Genomic DNA, 17,696 nt, shown 5'->3' with positions numbered 1-17,696 from the left:
CTTGCTCAACGACTCCCCCACAAACCCCAGCACCGCCTCCAGCCCATACAAGGTCTCGCGAATGGCGCTGGCTTTGCCGCCGCCGTCGGCGCACAGCTCGACGTCTTCGGAGAGCATGGCGGCCAGGTCTTGGGTCGAGCCGCTGGTGATGGCGTTGTGGAAGGCGCTCAGCAGTTGTTGCTGGCGTGAAGGTTCCGGCTGGTAGCGCGCTTGGGTGTTGCCCAGGCTGGCTTTGGCGCGGGAGACGAGTTTTCGGCAGGTGGCTTCCTGGACACCGAGGGTTTGCGCAACTTGGGGGTAGTCCAGGTCAAAGATGTCGTACAGCAGGTAGGCGGCGCGTTCCTTGGGGGTCAGGCGTTCGAGCAGGAGCAGGAAGGCGGTGGACAGCGACGAGGCCAGTTCATGGCTCTGTTCGGGGGAGTCGTGATGCAGGCTGTGGATCGGTTCCGGCAGCCAGGTGCCGACGTATTGCAGGCGCGAGCGCTGGGCCGAGCGCAATAGGTCGATGCAGTGCCGGGTGCAGGCGGTGGTCAGCCAGGCGGCCGGGGTAGCGATGGAGGCCTTGTCGGCCTCCAGCCATTTGATGAACAGGTCCTGCACCACGTCCTCGGCTTCGGCGCGCGAGCCGAGGAGGCGGTAGGCCAGGCCCAGCAGGAAGCTGCGACGGCTTTCGAACACCGTCGTGTCATCGATTCGATCCATCCTCAGTGCCTCGACACCTGCAAGCGATTCCACAGGTTGATCATGCCGATATCGGCCGTCAAGGCGGCGATCTGCGCGTCGCTGAAATGTTCGCGCAGGGCCGCGCGCAACGGGCCGAAGTCGGTGTCTTCGCGCAGCACGGTGAGGGCTTCGGTCCAGGCCAGGGCGGCGCGTTCGGCGGCGTTGAAATCGCTGACATGGCGCCAGACCACAAGGCGGTCCAGGCGCTCGTTGCTTTCGCCGTCTTCACGGGCTTCGCGGGTGTGCATCTTCACGCAGAAGCCGCACTGGTTGATCTGCGAGGCGCGCAACACCACCAGGTGGTGTAGCTTGCGCGCCAGGCCGTGGGCGTCGATCAGGCCGTGGACCTGGCCCAGGCTTTCGAAGATCTCGGGGATGGTTTGCAGCAGGTTGACGGCTTGGGTCGGGTGGCTGGATGACATGGGGTGGCTCCGTTAATTGAGGGATACACCGACATGACGGGCCAGGTGGGTGGTTTGTGACGGGGGAGCGGAAAAATAATTCGGGCTCCGATAAGGCGGCTCAAACCGCCTGAGGATTCAGCGCATAAAACTCATGCAGCTTGGCCTGCAGCAGCTTCTTGTCCGGCAGTTGGGTCTGATACTCGGCGATCAAGGCGGGCGACAGTGAGCGGCTAAGGGCGTACTCGACCACCTCGTCGTCCTTGCTGGCACAGAGCAGCACGCCCAGGGCCGGGTTCTCGTGGGGTTTGCGCACCTGGCGGTCCAGCGCTTCCAGGTAGAAATCCAGCTTGCCCAGGTATTCCGGCTCGAAGCGCCCGACCTTGAGCTCGATGGCCACCAGACAATTCAAGCCGCGATGGAACAGCAGTAGATCCAGCACAAAATCGCGCCCGCCAACCTGCAAGGGATAGCGCGAAGCGACAAAGCAGAAGTCGCGGCCCATTTCGATCAGAAAGTCTTTCAGTTGCTGCACTAACCCACTGTGCAGATCGGCTTCGCTATGACCTTGAGCCAGGTCGAGAAACTCCACCACATAGGCGTCCTTGAACACCCTCAACGCCTCGGGATGCAATTGTCTCAACGCTGTCGAGACTTTTGCTGGGCGGGTCAGTGAGCGCTCGAAGAGGGCCGATTTGATCTGGCGCTCCAGTTCCCGGGTTGACCATTGTTCCTGGATCGTCATGCGTAGGTAGAACTCGCGCTCTTCTGGCCGCTTGCCTTGCGCAAGAATGATCAGGTTCTGGGTCCAGGGTAATTGTGTCAGCAGTGCTGACACTTTCTCCTCGCCTCGATAAACCTCATAGAACTGCCGCATGCGGAACAGGTTACGCCGGGTAAAACCCCGCAACCCCGGCTGCTGCCGCGCAAGATAATCCGCCAGTTGCTGAACCACTCCATCGCCCCACTCCGCCGCCTGGATCTTGCGACTGATATAGGCACCGACCTGCCAATACAGCTCCACCAGTTCGGTGTTCACCGCCCGCATCGCCCGTTGGCGCGCGGCGGCGATCATTTGCGCCACTTCGTTGAAGGCCGCATCGGTGGATGGCAGTGCTTGATTCATAAAATGGGTCCTGCCTGAAGGATGTAGTCCACCATCATCAGGCGGCCCTCAATCAACGTGCAGTCAGCCGCTTCTCCTTCTATTGAGCGAAATTTCCTGGATTGAGCAACGCCGACAGCGCTGTCACCCCGGCATACACTCAAACTCCCGCACCCTCGCCACCTGCTTCCCCTTCTCGTCATACAACCTCGCCCGCACCTCAGTCCCCAACGTCGACTCCACCAGCTTGTAATGCTCCCCCGCCTTGAAGTTCGGGTAGCTCACCTGCCCGCGGCAGTCGACCTGGTTGGAGTCGCCGCCGACTTCTTCGAACAGGGTCACGTCCAGGCGATGGGCGCCGGGTTGGACTTCGAAGTAGCGGCCGTCGTCGACGTTCTTGCCGTCGACGCGTTCGGCCAGCAGGTCGCTGGAGCCCTCTTCTTCCAGGCTGATCCAGGCTTCGTTGGGATCGGCCTTGGGCATCGGGCCGGCGCAGGCGGAGAGCAGCAGCACCAGGCTCAGGGCGGGAATCAGCAACAGGGGTTTGGCATTCATGGCAGGTACCTCGGCAGTAAAAAAATCGACACAGGGCGGAGCGAAAAAAGCGCTCGCGCCGATTGCCATCCAGCTTGTCGAGGCCCCATGCAGAGGACAAATGAATCCCCGTGAAAGGAAATTCAGGCCCAACCTAAAACTTCCTTCACCTGGCTGAAAGCCGTGTGTTAGGTGGGTCGCGGCAGGCTGCCGAGGTTCGTTTCCCCTCGGAGGTCCACCGCATGCTCGGGCTGGTCAAGACCGCTCTGCTCAAGCCCTACACGTTTATCGTGCTGGCGATTTTTATCTGCATCATCGGGCCGCTGGCGGCCCTGCGTACGCCCACCGATGTGTTCCCCGATATCGGCATTCCAGTGGTGGCGGTGGTCTGGCAGTACACCGGCCTGTCGCCGGACGCCATGGCCGGCCGGGTGATCTACACCTACGAGCGCTCCCTGAGCACCACGGTCAACGACATCGAGCACATCGAGTCGCAATCCTTGCCGGGCATGGGCATCGTCAAGATCTTCTTCCAGCCGGGGGTGGATATCCGCACCGCCAACGCCCAGGTCACGGCGGTGTCGCAGACCGTGCTCAAGCAGATGCCGCCGGGCATCACCCCGCCGCTGATCCTCAACTACAGCGCCTCGACGGTGCCGATCCTGCAGATGGCGTTCTCCAGCCCGACCCTGTCGGAAGCGAAAATCCGCGACCTGGTGCAGAACAATATCCGTCTGCCCCTGAGCTCGGTGCCGGGGCTGGCGATGCCGACGCCCATGGGCGGCAAGCAGCGGCAGATCACCCTTGACCTGGACCCGCAGGCTCTGGCCGCCAAGGGCCTGTCAGCGCAGGACGTGGGCAATGCCCTGGCGGCGCAGAACCAGATCATCCCGGTGGGCACCGCCAAGCTCGGCGCCAGTGAGTACACGGTGCTGCTGAACAACAGCCCGACGGCCATCGACGAGCTCAACGACCTGCCGATCAAGACCGTCGACGGCGCGCTGATCACCATCGGTCAGGTGGCCCATGTGCGTGACGGCTCGCCGCCGCAGAGCAATATCGTGCGGGTCGACGGCCACCGCGCGGTGCTGATGCCGGCGCTGAAGAACGGCAATATCTCCACCCTGTCGATCGTCGATGGCATCCGCCAGATGCTGCCGCGCATCGATGAAACCCTGCCGCCGGCGCTGAAGACTTCGCTCTTGGGCGACGCCTCGGTGTTCGTCAAGCAATCGGTGGGCAGCGTGGCCCGGGAAGGCATCATCGCCGCGCTGCTGACCAGCGCGATGATCCTGCTGTTTCTCGGCAGCTGGCGCTCGACACTGATCATCGCCGCCTCGATCCCCCTGGCGGTGCTCGCGGCCATCGCCCTGCTCGCCGCCAGCGGCCAGACCCTGAATGTCATGACCCTCGGCGGGCTGGCGCTGGCGGTGGGGATTTTGGTGGACGACGCCACGGTGACCATCGAGAACATCAACTGGCACCTGGAACAAGGCAAGGCGGTGAAGGCCGCGATCCTCGACGGCGCGAAACAGATCGTCGGCCCGGCGTTCGTCTCGCTGCTGTGCATCTGCATTGTCTTCGTGCCGATGTTCCTGTTGCAGGGCATCGCCGGTTACCTGTTCCGCCCCATGGCCCTGGCGGTGATCTTCGCCATGGCCAGCTCGTTCATCCTCTCACGCACCCTGGTGCCCACACTGGCCATGTACCTGCTCAAGCCCCATGTGCCGGAGCCGGGCCCGGGGCATCACCCGGAAGATGCATTCATCAACCACCACGAGGGCGAACAGCACGCCCCGCCGCGACATGCCCTGGTGCGCGGGCTGCTGGGCTTCCAGCAGGGGTTCGAGCGGCGCTTCTCCAACGTGCGCGACACCTACCACGGCCTGCTGACCCTGGCCCTGGCCCACCGCAAGCGCTTCCTGCTGGGTTTTCTCGCCTGCGTGCTGGCCTCCTTCGCCCTGCTGCCGAGCCTGGGCCAGGACTTCTTCCCGGCCACCGACGCCGGCGCCCTGGCCCTGCATGTGCGCCTGCCCCTGGGCACGCGGATCGAGGAAAGCGCGGCGGCATTCGACCGCATCGAGGCGCGGATTCGCGAGGTGATTCCGCCGGAGCAGCTGGACAGCGTGATCGACAATATCGGCATTCCGCTGAGCGGCATCGACATGGCCTACAGCAGCAGCGGCACCATCGGCCCGCAGGATGGCGACATCCAGGTGACCCTCAAGCCCGGCCACGCGCCGACTGCCGACTACGTGAAGCGATTGCGCGAAGCCCTGCCGGAGAGTTTCCCCGGCAGCCAGTTCGCCTTCCTGCCGGCGGACATCAGCAGCCAGATCCTCAACTTCGGCGCGCCGGCGCCGCTGGACGTGAAAATCTCCGGGCCCGACAGCGCCGCCAACCGCGCCTATGCCCTGGAACTGCAACGGCGCCTGCAACATGTGCCGGGCATCGCCGACCTGCGTATCCAGCAGTCCACTGGCTACCCGTCGCTGGCGGTCAAGGTCGACCGCCTGCGGGCCAACGGCCTGGGGATCACCGAGCGCGACGTGACCAACAGCATGGTGGCCTCCTTGGCCGGTAGCTCCCAGGTGGCGCCGACCTTCTGGCTCAACCCGCAGAACGGCGTGTCCTATTCCATCGTCGCCGCCACCCCGCAGTACCGCCTGGACAGCCTGCCATCCCTGGAGGCGCTGCCGGTGACCGGCAGCAACGGCCAGTCGCAGATCCTCGGCGGCCTGGCCAGCATCTCGCGGGTGGACAGCCCGGCGGTGGTCACCCACTACAACATCCAGCCGACCCTGGACCTCTACGCCAACGTCCAGGGCCGCGACCTGGGCGGCGTGGCCCGGGATATCCAGCACGTCCTCGACGATAGCCAGGCGCTGCGGCCCAAGGGCGCGACCATCAGCCTGCACGGGCAGATCGACGCCCTGCACGAAGCCTTCAGCGGCCTGAGCCTGGGCCTGCTGGGCGCGGTGGTGCTGATCTACCTGCTGATCGTGGTCAACTTCCAGTCCTGGCTCGACCCGTTCGTGATCATCACCGCGCTACCGGCGGCCCTGGCCGGCATTGTCTGGATGCTGTTCTTGAGTGGCACCTCGCTGTCGGTGCCGGCGCTGACCGGGGCCATCCTCTGCATGGGCGTGGCCACGGCCAACTCGATCCTGGTGGTGAGCTTCTGCCGCGAACGCCTGGCGGAACACGGCGATGCCCTGAAGGCTGCGCTGGAGGCCGGCTACACACGCTTTCGCCCGGTGTGCATGACCGCCCTGGCGATGATCATCGGCATGCTGCCGCTGGCCCTGTCCGAGGAGCAGAACGCGCCCCTGGGCCGCGCCGTGATCGGCGGCCTGATCCTCGCCACCACCGCCACCCTGTTGTTCGTTCCCGTGGTGTTCAGCCTGGTCCACGGGCGTCACCCCACTCGCGCTGTCGCTGGAGAAAGTACCCATGTCGCCTGAACACACCCCCTCGCGCAAACGCCTGCTGTGGCTCGGCATCGGCGGCCTGACCCTGGCCGCCCTGCTGGTGGCCAACGGCCTGGCCGCGCGCACCCGCCATGAACGCGCGGTGGCCGCCTGGACCGAAACCGCCGCCGTGCCCCAGGTGCTGGTGTTGCAGCCGCAGCAGAACCGCCAGGGCGACGTCCTGCGCCTGCCGGCGCACCTGGAAGCCTGGAGCAAGGCGCCGATCCACGCCCGGGTCAGCGGCTACCTGAAAAGCTGGAACAGCGACATCGGCGCCAAGGTTCAGGCCGGGCAAGTCCTCGCCGAAATCGACAGCCCCGACCTCGACCAGCAGCTGGCCCAGGCCCACGCCCGGCTGGTGCAGGAACAGGCCAACGCGCGGCTGGCGCAGACCACCGCCGTGCGCTGGCAGAACCTGCTGGCCAGCCACTCGGTGTCGCGCCAGGAGGCCGATGAAAAAACCTCCAACGCCGCGGCCGCCAAGGCCAATGCCGAAGCGGCCGCTGCCGACTATGCGCGGCTCTCGGCCCTGGAGGACTACAAGACCATCCGCGCGCCCTTCGCCGGCACCATCACCGCGCGCCACACCGATATCGGCCAGTTGATCAAGGCCGACAACGACAGCGATCCGCAGCTCTTTGACTTGGCCGACACCCGCAAGCTGCGGCTCTACGTGCCGGTGCCGCAGAACTACGCCAGCGTGATCCGCCCCGGCCTCACTGCTGAGCTGACGGTGCCGGAGCACCCCAGCCAGCACTTCAGCGCGCGGCTGATCGGCGACTCCACCGCCATCGATCAGCGCTCCGGCACCCTGCTCGCCCAGTTCGTCGCCGACAACCCCGACGGCGCGCTGCTGCCCGGCGACTATGCCGAAGCCGCCCTGGCCCTGCCCGCCGACACCCGGGGCGTGAGTATCCCGGCCAGCGCCTTGATCTTCCGCGCCCAGGGCACCCAGGTGGCGCTGCTCGACGAGCACAACCACGTGCACCTGCGGGACATCCATATCGGTCTCGACCTCGGCGCGCGGCTGGTGATCGACCAGGGCCTGCAAGCCGCCGACCGGGTCATCGACAACCCGCCCGATGCCCTGCGCGAAGGCGACCTGGTGCAACTGGCCGACGCCGGAGGTGAGCATGCGCCCAAGGCTTGAACCGCTTGCGGTGTTGCTGGTGCTGGCCCTGCAAGGCTGTTCCCTGGCGCCCGGCTATCAGGTGCCGCCAGTGGAACTGCCGGCCCACTACCGCGAACAGACCAGCGACGGCCCCTGGCATCCGGCCCGACCGGCGGATCAGCTGGCCAGCCAGTGGTGGCGGCTGTACCAGGACCCGCGCCTGGATGACCTGCAACAACGCCTGATCAAGGCCAACCCGGACCTCGCGGCGGCACTGGCGCACTTCGACGCGGCCCAGGCCTATGCCAGCCAGCTGCATGCCGGGCTGTTCCCGCAGATCAGCGCCAGTGGCCAGTCGCTGCGCCAGCGCCAGTCGGACCATCGGCCGTTGCGCGGCGGCAGCCAGCCTTCGCTGTACAACAGCAACAGCGCCGGTTTCTCGCTGAGCTTCGACCCGGACCTGTGGGGACGGATTCGCAATCAGGTGGCCGCCGGCGATGCCCAGGCCGAAGCCTCGGCCGACGATCTGGCGGTGGCGCGCCTGAGCCTGCAACAGCAGTTGGCGAGCCTGTATGTGCAGCTCAATGGCCTGGATGCGCAGCGCGCGATCCTCAGCCAGTCCCTGGACGACTACGCCCAGGCCCTGCAACTGACCCGCAGCCGCTACCAGGGGCAGATCGCCTCGGAGCTGGATCTGACCCGCGCGCAAAGCCAGCTGGCCAGCGCCGAGGCCGAGCTGGACGAAGTGCGCGGGCAACGCAACCTCACCGAACACGCGATCGGCGAACTGGTGGGCGAACCGGCCAGCCAGTTCCAGCTGCCCGCCACCCAACAGACCCTGGCCGTGCCCAGCGTGCCGCAACAACTGCCCAGCGCCCTGCTGCAACGCCGCCCGGACATCGCCGCCGCCGAACGCCGGGTGTTCGCCGCCAACGCCAATATCGGCGTGGCCCGGGCCGCCTGGTACCCGGACTTCAGCCTGACCGGCCTGCTCGGCGGGCAGACCCAAGGCAGCGGCAACCTGCTGGCGGCGGGCAATCGCTATTGGGCACTGGGGCCTCTGGTCAACCTGCCGATCTTCGACGGCGGCCGCCTGAGCGCCAACGAACGCCAGGCCCACGCCGAATTCGAGGAAGCCGCCGCCCATTACCGCAGCCAGGTGCTGCGGGCGGTGCGTGAGGTGGAAGACAACCTGGGGCAACTGCGGGATTTGCAGCAGGAGGCCCTGGACCAGCAGGCGGCGGTGAATGCCGCCGAGCATACGCAGGCCCTGGCGATGAACAGTTATCAGGCGGGGGCGGTCAGTTATCTGGAGGTGGTGACGGCGCAGACCGCGGCGTTGCAGGCGCAACGGGGGTTGCAGGCGCTGCAGACGCGGCGGTTGCAGGCGAGTGTGGGGTTGGTGGTGGCGTTGGGTGGGGGGTGGAAAGCTGGAGCCTGACGCCAGAGGCTGGGCTATGGAAAGCTCGATCCTCCTGTGTACATATCCGTTTCTGCGGTTACGGCCACTTAGGGTTCCGCCCTTACGGCCATCCCTTTCAAGGTCTTGGGTAGAATCCGCTGAAATTCAGTCAGGAAGACCCGACGATGTGGGCCGATGTACTAGCGCGATTCGAGAAAAAAGCACCTGCCAGCGTTATGGCCAAACTTGCCTTGGAGCAAGCCATTGCGCCGGAGTGGGTCGATCAGGTTTTCGAAGAACACCGGCAACGGCAGTACTCCCGCGAATTGTTGTTCTCAACCATCATTAAACTCATGTCCCTTGTTTCATTGGGCTTGAAGCCGTCACTACATGCCGCAGCCAGGCAACTGGAGGATCTTCCGGTTAGCCTGGCGGCCCTTTACGACAAGGTCAGCCGTACCGAACCGGCTCTGTTGCGTGCCTTGGTCACAGGTTGCGCGCAGCGCCTGGCTCCGACGATCAAGGAGTTGGGGGGCTCAGCCATGCTTCCCGATTGGCAGGTTCGGGTGGTAGACGGCAGCCACCTGGCTTCCACCGAAAAGCGCCTTGGAGCACTACGCCACGAGCGAGGAGCGGCTCGTCCCGGGTTCTCGGTCGTGGTCTACGATCCCGATCTGGATCAGGTCATTGACCTGCAACCCTGCGAAGACGCTTATGCAAGCGAGCGAGTCTGCGTGTTGCCACTGCTGGCCGATGCCAAGGCAAATCAGGTCTGGATCGCTGATCGGCTCTACTGCACGCTTCCTGTCATGGAGGCCTGTGAACAGGTGAAAACGTCATTTGTCATTCGCCAGCAGGCCAAGCACCCGCGCCTGATTCAAGAGGGTGAGTGGCAAGCATCTTTGCCTGTTGCAGCAGGTACCGTGCGTGAGCAAAGCATTGAGGTAAGAGGGGGACATCAGTGGCGACGCATCGAATTGACGCTCCATTCGCCAAACGACTCAGGTGACAGCCGTTTGATGTTCTGGAGCAACCTGCCCGAGAGCATCAGCGCACCGCAGATCGCGGACTTCTATCGCCGTCGCTGGAGCATTGAAGGAATGTTCCAGCGACTGGAAGCCATTCTGGAAAGTGAAATTGAAACCCTCGGCAGTCCACGAGCAGCCTTGCTTGGGTTCACCACTGCCGTGCTGGCGTACAACGTACTGGCCTTGCTCAAGCGCAGCGTCGAACACGCTCATCGAGACACTCAGCCCGAGGGTTGGGAGGCTTCGATCTATCACCTGGCGATCCAGGCCAGAGCTGGATATGAGGGCATGCAGATCGCTCTGCCCGTCGAATACCTACCGATTGTCTCAATGGAAAAACTGGCCCAGCGCTTGTTGGAATTAGCCAAGAATATTCAACCCAGGCAAGTCGCCAAAAGCCAACGAGGCCCCAAGGTGCCCAAGCCCAAGACATGGGTTCAAGGGACGGCGGTACATGCCCACGTTTCAACAGATAGGGTCATCAAGGCTGCCAAAACGAAAAGACCTTGAAAGGGATGGCCCTTACGGCGGCTCACTTTTGAAGAGCGCAAAAGTAAGCAAAACGCTCTTGCCCCACCACTCGGTGCCTCGCCTAGACTCGGCATGCCCTCACTCCGGCATTGATCCGTGGGCCGCCGCAATGGGCCATCCATGGCCCAGTGCGGCTAACCCGGCGTCCTGCCGGGTTACCCACGGCTCAATGCCTGCGTTCGGCCATCGTGGTTAACGGGGCGCTCAGATCAAAAGCAAGACGGCGGCCTACCGGCCGGCCTGGCTGAGAACGTGGGCTCTGTAGCCGCTGCCGAGCGTAGCGAGGCTGCGATCGAGGCCGAAGGACTCGCCAGGCGGGCACCGCGTTTCCCCAGATCCTGCGAGGCGCCAGGTTTAGCGGCCCTGCGGGCCGATCGCAGCCTCGCTACGCTCGGCAGCGGCTACACAAAGCGTCTCAGACAGAAGAGTTGCAGCGTGGCGAAGGCAGCAAGCTTTGGCTTGGCTTGGTTTTGTTTTGTTTTGGCTTTGGCTTTGGCTTTGGCTTTTGATCTATTGGCCCCGTTAACCACGATGGCCGAACGCAGGCATTGAGCCGTGGGTAACCCGGCAGGACGCCGGGTTAGCCGCACTGGGCCAGGGATGGCCCATTGCGGCGGCCCACGGATCAATGCCGGAGTGAGGACATGCCGAGCCTTAGCGAGGCACCGAGTGGTGGGGCAAAGCGTTTTTGGTTCCTTTTTAGGCGTTTGTAAAAAGGGACTCGCCGTAAGGGCGAAACCATAAGCCGCCGTTACCGCAGGAACGGATATGTACCCCGTCCAAAAAGTCCAGTGCCAGAGCCGACACCATCGCGAGCAATCGAGCGTCGACCGGCTGCTCCTACAGAAGCAGGCCTGCGCGACCAGTACCCTCAGATATGGCAACTGCTCAAGCCATTCTTTTCCAGGTAGCGCTGGTGCGCTTCATCCGCCAGGTCGAAGCGACCCAGGGGCACGATCACCGTGGCCACGGGTTTGTTGAGGCGGCCGGAGTCTTGCAGGGCCGTCTTGGCCTGCCGTGCCTGTTCGGCCTGTAGGGCGTTGGTGTGAAAGATCGCCGAACGATATTTCACCCCACCATGCTCCCCCTGCCGATCCACCGAAGTCGGATCATGCAGCCCCCAGAAGTGCTCGATCAGGCTCGGATAAGCCAACACCTGCGGATCGAAATCCACCTGCACCACCTCGATCCGCAACGACTCGTCGCCCGCCTCCACGGCGTAGCCCACCCGTGTCTCCACCACCCCCGGCAGTGCCCGGAACGCAGCCTCCGCGCCCCAGAAACAGCCCGCGCCGAAGGTGGCCTGCTTGATCCCGCTCATGTTCCGATGCTCCTCGCTCACTGCACCGCTCCGACTTTCTCGCCGCTGGCGCCCAGCCATTGATCGACGATCGCCGGGTTGGCCTGGACCCAGGCCCTGGCCGCTTCCGCCGCCGGTTGCTGTTCCTTCTCGATCCTGAGGATCAGGTCGTTCAACACCTGCGGGTCGATGCTGAAGTTTTCCAGGAAGGCGGCGATCCGCGGCGCGCGTTTCTGCAAGGCGCTGGAGGCCAGGACATAGACCCGGGCGTCCGGGTAGGCGCAGGTGATCGTGCTCTTGTTCAGCCAGTCGGCGTCCACCGTCGGGCTGACGAATTTCCAGCAGCCGTCGGCCTTGTACAGCGGGTCGCCCTTCTTGTTGTCCTGGGCGTAGCCGTCGAACGCCGGTTCGTCCAGGCGGCGCAGGTCGAAGGCGGAGAAGATCCAGTCCGGGGTGTAGGCGTAGAACACCACGCCGCGCCGGGCCTTGTAGGCCGCGGCGAGTTTGGCGTAGGTCACCGAGGCTTCGGTGGACACCGATTCGAATTTGTCGGCAAAACCGAAATCCTTGGCCTTGATCTGGCCGATATAGGTCGACTCCCAGCCCGCCGGGCCCACCAGCAATTGCGCCTTGCCGCCGCCCAGGGGTTCGAAGAGCTTGGCCACTTCAGGCTTCTGCAGGTCGTAGACCGATTTCACGCCGTATTGGTCTTGCAGGTAGCCGGGGATATAGAAGCCCTGCACCCCGAGGTAGGGTTGCTTGTTCGGCACCAGGGAGCGGGTGCCGCCGGTGACGTACTTGGCCCAGGCGGCGGATTGATTAGGCAGCCAGATATCGGTCAGCACATCCACCGAGCCGTCGCCCTTGGCCGCGGCGGCGAACAGCACCGGTATGTCACCGGCCAGGTAAGACACGTCGCCGTCGAGGCGGCTTTTGATCACCTCGCCGAGGATGTTCTGGATGGCGATGGCGCCGGTCCAGTTCTGTTCGCCGATGACGATCTTGTCCTTGGCCAGGGCTGGCAGAGCCAGCCCCAGCAGCAGCGCGGCAGCGCCCAGGGTGCGGGAAAACGACTTGTTCAAGAGACACCTCATTGCTGATGGAAAGCGCGATCCCGCTGGCGCAGGGTCGCTTGAATGATGCGGTCGGGAATCAACGCGCAGAACACGATCGCCGCCCCGGCCAACATGCCCTCGCCGCCCTTGATATTGCGCAGCGCGGTCATCACGTCGTAGCCCAGGCCGCCGGCGCCGATCAGCGCCGCGACCACCACCATCGACAGGCTCATCACCAGGGTCTGGTTGATCCCCAGCAGCAGCGAGCCGACGGCCAGGGGCAGCTCGACCTTGGTCAGGATCTGCCACGGCGTGGCGCCGTGGGCCAGGGCCGCTTCGACGGCGGTCTTGGGTACTTCCCGGATCCCCAGGGCAGTGAGGCGGATCATCGGCGCCAGGGCGAAGATCACCGTGGCGATCACCGCCGGGGTCTTGCCCACCGAGAAGAACGCCACCGCCGGGATCAGGTACACGAAGGTCGGCAGGGTCTGCATCACGTCCAGCAAGGGCGTGATCAGGCGCCGCGCCAGGGCGCGCTTGGCCAGGAGGATGCCGGCGGGCACGCCGATCAGCAGCGACAGCAGCACCGAGGAACCCACCAGCGCCAGGGTGGCGATGGTCCGTTCCCAGAAACCGAACAGGCCGATATAGAGCAAGGCCGCAGCGCTGGTCAGGGCCAACGCCGCGCCGGCACTGCGCCAGGCCAGCAGCACCAGGGCCAGCGCCGGCACCGGCCAGGGTAGCCAGCCCAACAGGCTTTCGATGCTTTCGATCACCGTGCGCACGGCGACAATCACCCCGACAAAGGTGCTTTCGAAGGTGACCTGGGACCAACCTATCAACTGGTCGATGGCCGCCGCGGTGCCCAGCAGCGCCTGACGGTCGGCGGGAAATTGCAGCCAGGGGCCGCTGGCATCCACCGCCAGCACCCGCCACAACACCAGGCCCTGGCACAGCAGCAGGACCAGCCACGGCAGGCGCCAGTCGGAACGACCCTGGCGGCTCGGACGGCGGGCCAGGGTCAGGCTGAGCAGGCGGCTGAGCAACAGGCCGAGCACCGCCAACCCAGCCCAACCGAGACTGGCGCTGGCCAACCATTGGCCCAGGGCACTGGCCGCCGCCAACTCCAGGGCGAACCCCAGCCAATACAGCGCGCCACGGCCACTGGCGGCCAAGGCCGCCGGCCCCAGCAACAGCGCCTGCCAGAAGGAAAAACCCGGAGCCACGGGCACCGGAGCGATTGTTGTTTTAGCCGAAGCGACGGGCGCCACGGCCAGCGTGTCGCTGCGCGCGCCGTGCTCCTGAAAGAAATCCGCCACCTCGGCGTCCGCCGGCTGCTCCAGCAACTCGCCGGGGCTGCCGAGCTGGATCAGCTGGCCCTGGCGCAGTACCGCGATGCGGTCGGCCAGACGCAGGGCTTCCGCCGGGTCGTGGGTCACCAGCAAGGTGGTGATGCCACGCTCGCGCACTACCCGCAGGAAGTGGCGTTGCAGGTCGCGGCGGATGGTCGGGTCCAGGGCGCTGAAGGGTTCGTCCATCAGCAGGATGTCCGGCTCGCTGACCAGCGCCCGGGCCAGGCCGACCCGCTGCTGCATGCCGCCGGACAGCTCATGGGGATAGTGCTCGCCCCAGCCCTCCAGGCCCATGGCCCGCAGTTGCACATCGGCCGCGGCCTGGCGCAGGGCCTCGGGTTCGCCGCGCAGTTCCAGGGGCAAGGCGACGTTGTCGCGCACGCTGCGATGGGGCAGCAGGCCGAAGTGCTGGAAGACCATGCCGATGCGCCGCGAACGCAGGGTGCGCAGGTCCTTGGCCGAAAGCTGGCTGATCGCCGCGCCGTCGATCAGCACCTCGCCGCTGCTGGGCTCGATCAGCCGGTTGATATGCCGCAGCAAGGTGGACTTGCCGCTGCCGGAGGTGCCCATCAGGCACAGCACTTCGCCACGGCGCACGCTGAGGCTGACCTGCTCCACCGCCGGCGCGGACGAGCCGCGGCCGTAGTGCTTGGTCAGGTTGCGCAGCTGGAGCACCACCTCGGCGCTGGCCGGTTGCGGGGCGGACGAGGCTGGGACGGCAAAGGCCTCTTGGGGGTGAACGGCAGACACGGGAACTCCTGATGCCGGACGCGCAGCCGCGTCACCGGCAGTGATGAAGAAAAAAATGGCTGGGGCCGGCCAGGCGGCTACCCCGTGGGAAGGGGCTCGCCGACACAGGCGAGCCAAGGCTCAGTTACAAATGCTTGGGGCTCCACAGCTGCACCGCGCGGGCATCCACCGGCTTGGGCAGGAGTTTTTCCTGGTAGAAGGCATCGGCGATTTTCTGTTGCTCACCCAGGGCGTCCGGCTGCACCGCTTCCACCTTGTAGGTGCGACGACTGTTGGCCAGTTCCACCGTGCTCACGTCCAGGTTGCCCCACAACGGGCCGAGCAGCTTTGCCGCCTCCGTCGGGTGCGCCTTGACCCAGGTGCCGGTCTTCTGCAGCTCGGCGAACACCTGCTTCAGCACTTCTGGATGAGCCTTGGCGTAATCGTTGGAGGCCAGGTAATAACGCCGGTAGCTGGCCAGGCCCTGGCCGTCATGCAGCACCCGCGCGCCCTGCTGGCGTTCGGCGCTGGCGACGAAGGGTTCCCAGGTGACCCAGGCATCGACCTTGGCGGTTTCCAGGGCGGCACGGCCGTCTGCCGGGGTCAGGTACACCGGCTGGATATCGGCGAAACCCAGGCCGGCTTCGCGCAGCGCGGCGATCAGCAGGTAATGGCTGCCGGCGGCCTTGGTCACGGCGACACGCTTGCCCTTGAGGTCGGCCAGGGACTTGAGCGTGGAGTCCTTGGGAATGACGATGGACTGGGCGGCGGGCGACGGAGTTTCCGTGGCGAAGTAGGTCAACTGGGCGCCGGCGGCCTGGGCGAAGACCGGCACGGTGTCGGCAACGTCGGCGCTGATATCGACGTTGCCCACGTTCAGCGATTCCGCCAGGGGCAGGCCGCTGGTGAATTCATGCCAGGAGATCTTCACGCCCTGCCCCGCCAGCTGTTTTTCCAGGGTGCCCTGGGCCTTGAGCACCGCCAGCAGGGTCGAGGATTTCTGGTAGCCGATACGCAGGTCGGTATCGGCCTGGGCATCGAGGGTCATGCCCAGCGCCAGACCGGCCAAGGCGGTGATCGACAAGCTACGACGCAAAGCAAAGGGCAGGCGCATGGGGGCGGACCTTCTGGGAGAGAGGAAAGTCGCTAAAAGCTAATCGATCTAAGAATTCAAATATAAATACTTTTTAAGCATTAGCTTAGGTTCGGCTGGCTGGCCCGAAGTGCATGTGCTGGCCGATCACCCATCCCCCTGTAGCCGCTGCCGAGCCCGCGAGGCTGCGATAAGGCCGAAGGCCTTCAGCGGTCTTGAGATCCCCCGCGCCCCCTGCGGGGTCGATCGCAGCCTCGCAGGCTCGGCAGCGGCTACAGGTGTATGTCAGCGATTTCAGTGCTGTTCTCACAATTATCGCGGGCAAGCCTCGCTCCTACAGAAGCACGCAATCTTTTTTCTGTAGGAGCGAGGCTTGCCCGCGATGGCGTCCGTGCAAACAACCCGACTATCAGGCTCAGGCCACCCGCTGTCCTTTCGCGACGGCCTGGGACGCCGCCAACATCGCCCGCAGCAACACCGCGCAGCCGGCGGCGAGATCGTCGGGGTCGGCGTTTTCGATTTCGTTGTGGCTGATGCCGCCTTCGCAAGGCACGAAGATCATCCCCGCCGGGCCCAGCTCGGCGACGAAGATCGCGTCGTGCCCGGCGCCGCTGACGATGTCCATATGGGACAGGCCCAGCCCCTGCGCCGCATCGCGCACCGCGTCGACGCAGATCTTGTCGAAATACAGCGGTGGAAAGTCTGCGGTCGGCACCATGTCGAAGGTCAGGCCATGTTCTTCGCAGGTGCTGTCGATCACCTGGCGCACCTCGGCGATCATCGAGTCCAGGCGCGCCGGTTCCAGGTGCCGGAAGTCCAGGGTCATGCGCACCTCACCGGGGATCACGTTGCGCGAACCGGGATAGGCCTGCAGGCAACCCACGGTGCCGCAGGCATGGGGTTGATGGCCGAGGGCGGCGCGGTTGACCGCGGCCACCACCGCCGCCGCGCCGACCAGGGCGTCCTTGCGCAGATGCATCGGGGTCGGGCCGGCGTGGGCTTCGACGCCGCGCAACTTCAGGTCGAACCATTTCTGGCCGAGGGCGCCGAGTACCACGCCTATGGTTTTCTTTTCGTCCTCGAGGATCGGCCCCTGCTCGATATGGGCTTCGAAGTAGGCCCCCACCGCGTGCCCGCTGACCTTGCGGCTGCCGGCATAGCCGATGGCGTTCAGCGCATCGCCGACGCTCACGCCTTCGGCATCGGTCTTGGCCAGGGTTTCCTCGAGGGTGAATTTCTCGGCGAACACCCCGGAGCCCATCATGCACGGCGGGAAGCGCGAGCCTTCTTCGTTGGTCCACACCACCACTTCCAGGGGCGCCTCGGTTTCCACCCCGAGGTCGTTGAGGGTACGCAGCACTTCGAGCCCGGCCAGCACGCCGAAGCAGCCGTCGAACTTGCCGCCGGTGGGCTGGGTGTCGATATGGCTGCCGGTCATCACCGGCGGCAACTGCGGGTTACGCCCGGGGCGGCGGGCAAAGATATTGCCGATGCCATCCACCATGACCGTACAGCCAGCCGTCTCGCACCACTGCACGAACAGATCGCGGGCCTGACGGTCGAGGTCGGTCAGGGCCAGGCGACAGACCCCGCCCTTGACCGTGGCCCCGAGCCTCGCCAGCTCCATGAGCGACTGCCACAGGCGGTCGCGGTTGATGTGCCGGTGGCTGGATTGCAGAACGTCGACGGCAGCGTTCATGGTGATCTCCTCAGGCTTTTCTGGTTGTCGTTGACGAGGGGCGCTCGTCTGGAATCTGGCGATGGGCGATGGACTTTTTCGCGAGCAAGCTCGCTCCTACAAAAAGCCACACGGTCCCTGTAGGAGCGAGCTTGCTCGCGATTGGCCGGCCGCCATAACGCCA

13 protein-coding genes are annotated in these 17,696 nt (G+C 65.1%); 4 read left to right on the top strand and 9 right to left on the bottom strand.

Features of this window, described 5'->3' with window-relative positions:
* From J4E58_RS16625 to J4E58_RS16610, 4 genes are all read right to left on the bottom strand, one after another.
* A partial coding sequence (locus J4E58_RS16625) for a sigma-70 family RNA polymerase sigma factor (protein WP_207255316.1) occupies positions 1-702 on the bottom strand: 702 nt, incomplete at its 3' end.
* A 2-nt stretch (positions 703-704) separates the two neighbouring features.
* On the bottom strand, positions 705-1,145 hold the full coding sequence (locus J4E58_RS16620) for a carboxymuconolactone decarboxylase family protein (RefSeq protein WP_009043347.1): 441 nt from the start codon (positions 1,143-1,145) through the stop codon (positions 705-707).
* Between the two features lie 100 nt (positions 1,146-1,245).
* The gene (locus J4E58_RS16615) at positions 1,246-2,250 is read right to left on the bottom strand and encodes a YhcG family protein (protein ID WP_087088002.1); all 1,005 of its coding nucleotides are present in this window, start codon (positions 2,248-2,250) and stop codon (positions 1,246-1,248) included.
* A 123-nt stretch (positions 2,251-2,373) separates the two neighbouring features.
* Entirely contained in the window at positions 2,374-2,784 is a 411-nt protein-coding gene (locus J4E58_RS16610; RefSeq protein WP_087088004.1) for a hypothetical protein, read from the bottom strand.
* Positions 2,785-3,005: 221 nt separating this feature from the next.
* On the opposite strand from J4E58_RS16610, the gene J4E58_RS16605 reads away from it, so the two are divergent.
* From J4E58_RS16605 to J4E58_RS16590, 4 genes are all read left to right on the top strand, one after another.
* Positions 3,006-6,227: an efflux RND transporter permease subunit gene (locus J4E58_RS16605; protein ID WP_087088006.1), complete on the top strand. Its 3,222-nt coding sequence runs from the start codon at positions 3,006-3,008 to the stop codon at positions 6,225-6,227.
* Positions 6,217-7,383, top strand: a complete 1,167-nt coding sequence (locus J4E58_RS16600; RefSeq protein ID WP_087088008.1) for an efflux RND transporter periplasmic adaptor subunit — start codon at positions 6,217-6,219, stop codon at positions 7,381-7,383. The genes J4E58_RS16605 and J4E58_RS16600 overlap by 11 nt, the downstream gene beginning before the upstream one ends.
* Complete coding sequence (locus tag J4E58_RS16595; RefSeq protein ID WP_087088011.1) at positions 7,367-8,785, top strand: efflux transporter outer membrane subunit; 1,419 nt, start codon at positions 7,367-7,369, stop codon at positions 8,783-8,785. The genes J4E58_RS16600 and J4E58_RS16595 overlap by 17 nt, the downstream gene beginning before the upstream one ends.
* 197 nt (positions 8,786-8,982) lie before the next feature.
* On the top strand, positions 8,983-10,284 hold the full coding sequence (locus J4E58_RS16590; RefSeq protein WP_087089289.1) for an IS4 family transposase: 1,302 nt from the start codon (positions 8,983-8,985) through the stop codon (positions 10,282-10,284).
* Positions 10,285-11,176: 892 nt separating this feature from the next.
* Here the strand turns inward: J4E58_RS16590 and msrA are convergent.
* The 5 genes from msrA to J4E58_RS16565 all read right to left on the bottom strand — a co-directional run bounded on the left by msrA (position 11,177) and on the right by J4E58_RS16565 (position 17,533).
* Entirely contained in the window at positions 11,177-11,626 is a 450-nt protein-coding gene (gene msrA / locus J4E58_RS16585) for a peptide-methionine (S)-S-oxide reductase MsrA (RefSeq protein WP_087088013.1), read from the bottom strand.
* Between the two features lie 17 nt (positions 11,627-11,643).
* Positions 11,644-12,699: a glycine betaine ABC transporter substrate-binding protein gene (locus J4E58_RS16580; RefSeq protein ID WP_087088015.1), complete on the bottom strand. Its 1,056-nt coding sequence runs from the start codon at positions 12,697-12,699 to the stop codon at positions 11,644-11,646.
* Complete coding sequence (locus J4E58_RS16575; RefSeq protein ID WP_087088017.1) at positions 12,696-14,762, bottom strand: ATP-binding cassette domain-containing protein; 2,067 nt, start codon at positions 14,760-14,762, stop codon at positions 12,696-12,698. The genes J4E58_RS16580 and J4E58_RS16575 overlap by 4 nt, the downstream gene beginning before the upstream one ends.
* 124 nt (positions 14,763-14,886) lie before the next feature.
* Positions 14,887-15,855, bottom strand: a complete 969-nt coding sequence (locus tag J4E58_RS16570; RefSeq protein ID WP_087088019.1) for an aliphatic sulfonate ABC transporter substrate-binding protein — start codon at positions 15,853-15,855, stop codon at positions 14,887-14,889.
* Positions 15,856-16,249: 394 nt separating this feature from the next.
* Entirely contained in the window at positions 16,250-17,533 is a 1,284-nt protein-coding gene (locus tag J4E58_RS16565) for a Zn-dependent hydrolase (protein WP_087088021.1), read from the bottom strand.
* Positions 17,534-17,696: the final 163 nt, after the last annotated feature.

Origin of the sequence: Pseudomonas sp. FW305-25 (genome assembly GCF_017351415.1) — a bacterium.
GTDB lineage: Bacteria > Pseudomonadota > Gammaproteobacteria > Pseudomonadales > Pseudomonadaceae > Aquipseudomonas > Aquipseudomonas chlororaphis.
The sequence above is the reverse complement of the archived record's forward strand: the minus strand, read 5'-3'. Positions and strand labels throughout refer to the sequence as shown.

Coding starts and splice junctions, on each gene's coding strand:
- J4E58_RS16620 (WP_009043347.1), bottom strand. CDS start 1,145: ATGTCATCCAGCCACCCGACCCAAGCCGTCAACCTGCTGCAAACCATC.
- J4E58_RS16615 (WP_087088002.1), bottom strand. CDS start 2,250: ATGAATCAAGCACTGCCATCCACCGATGCGGCCTTCAACGAAGTGGCG.
- J4E58_RS16610 (WP_087088004.1), bottom strand. CDS start 2,784: ATGAATGCCAAACCCCTGTTGCTGATTCCCGCCCTGAGCCTGGTGCTG.
- J4E58_RS16605 (WP_087088006.1), top strand. CDS start 3,006: ATGCTCGGGCTGGTCAAGACCGCTCTGCTCAAGCCCTACACGTTTATC.
- J4E58_RS16600 (WP_087088008.1), top strand. CDS start 6,217: ATGTCGCCTGAACACACCCCCTCGCGCAAACGCCTGCTGTGGCTCGGC.
- J4E58_RS16595 (WP_087088011.1), top strand. CDS start 7,367: ATGCGCCCAAGGCTTGAACCGCTTGCGGTGTTGCTGGTGCTGGCCCTG.
- J4E58_RS16590 (WP_087089289.1), top strand. CDS start 8,983: ATGGCCAAACTTGCCTTGGAGCAAGCCATTGCGCCGGAGTGGGTCGAT.
- msrA (WP_087088013.1), bottom strand. CDS start 11,626: ATGAGCGGGATCAAGCAGGCCACCTTCGGCGCGGGCTGTTTCTGGGGC.
- J4E58_RS16580 (WP_087088015.1), bottom strand. CDS start 12,699: ATGAGGTGTCTCTTGAACAAGTCGTTTTCCCGCACCCTGGGCGCTGCC.
- J4E58_RS16570 (WP_087088019.1), bottom strand. CDS start 15,855: ATGCGCCTGCCCTTTGCTTTGCGTCGTAGCTTGTCGATCACCGCCTTG.
- J4E58_RS16565 (WP_087088021.1), bottom strand. CDS start 17,533: ATGAACGCTGCCGTCGACGTTCTGCAATCCAGCCACCGGCACATCAAC.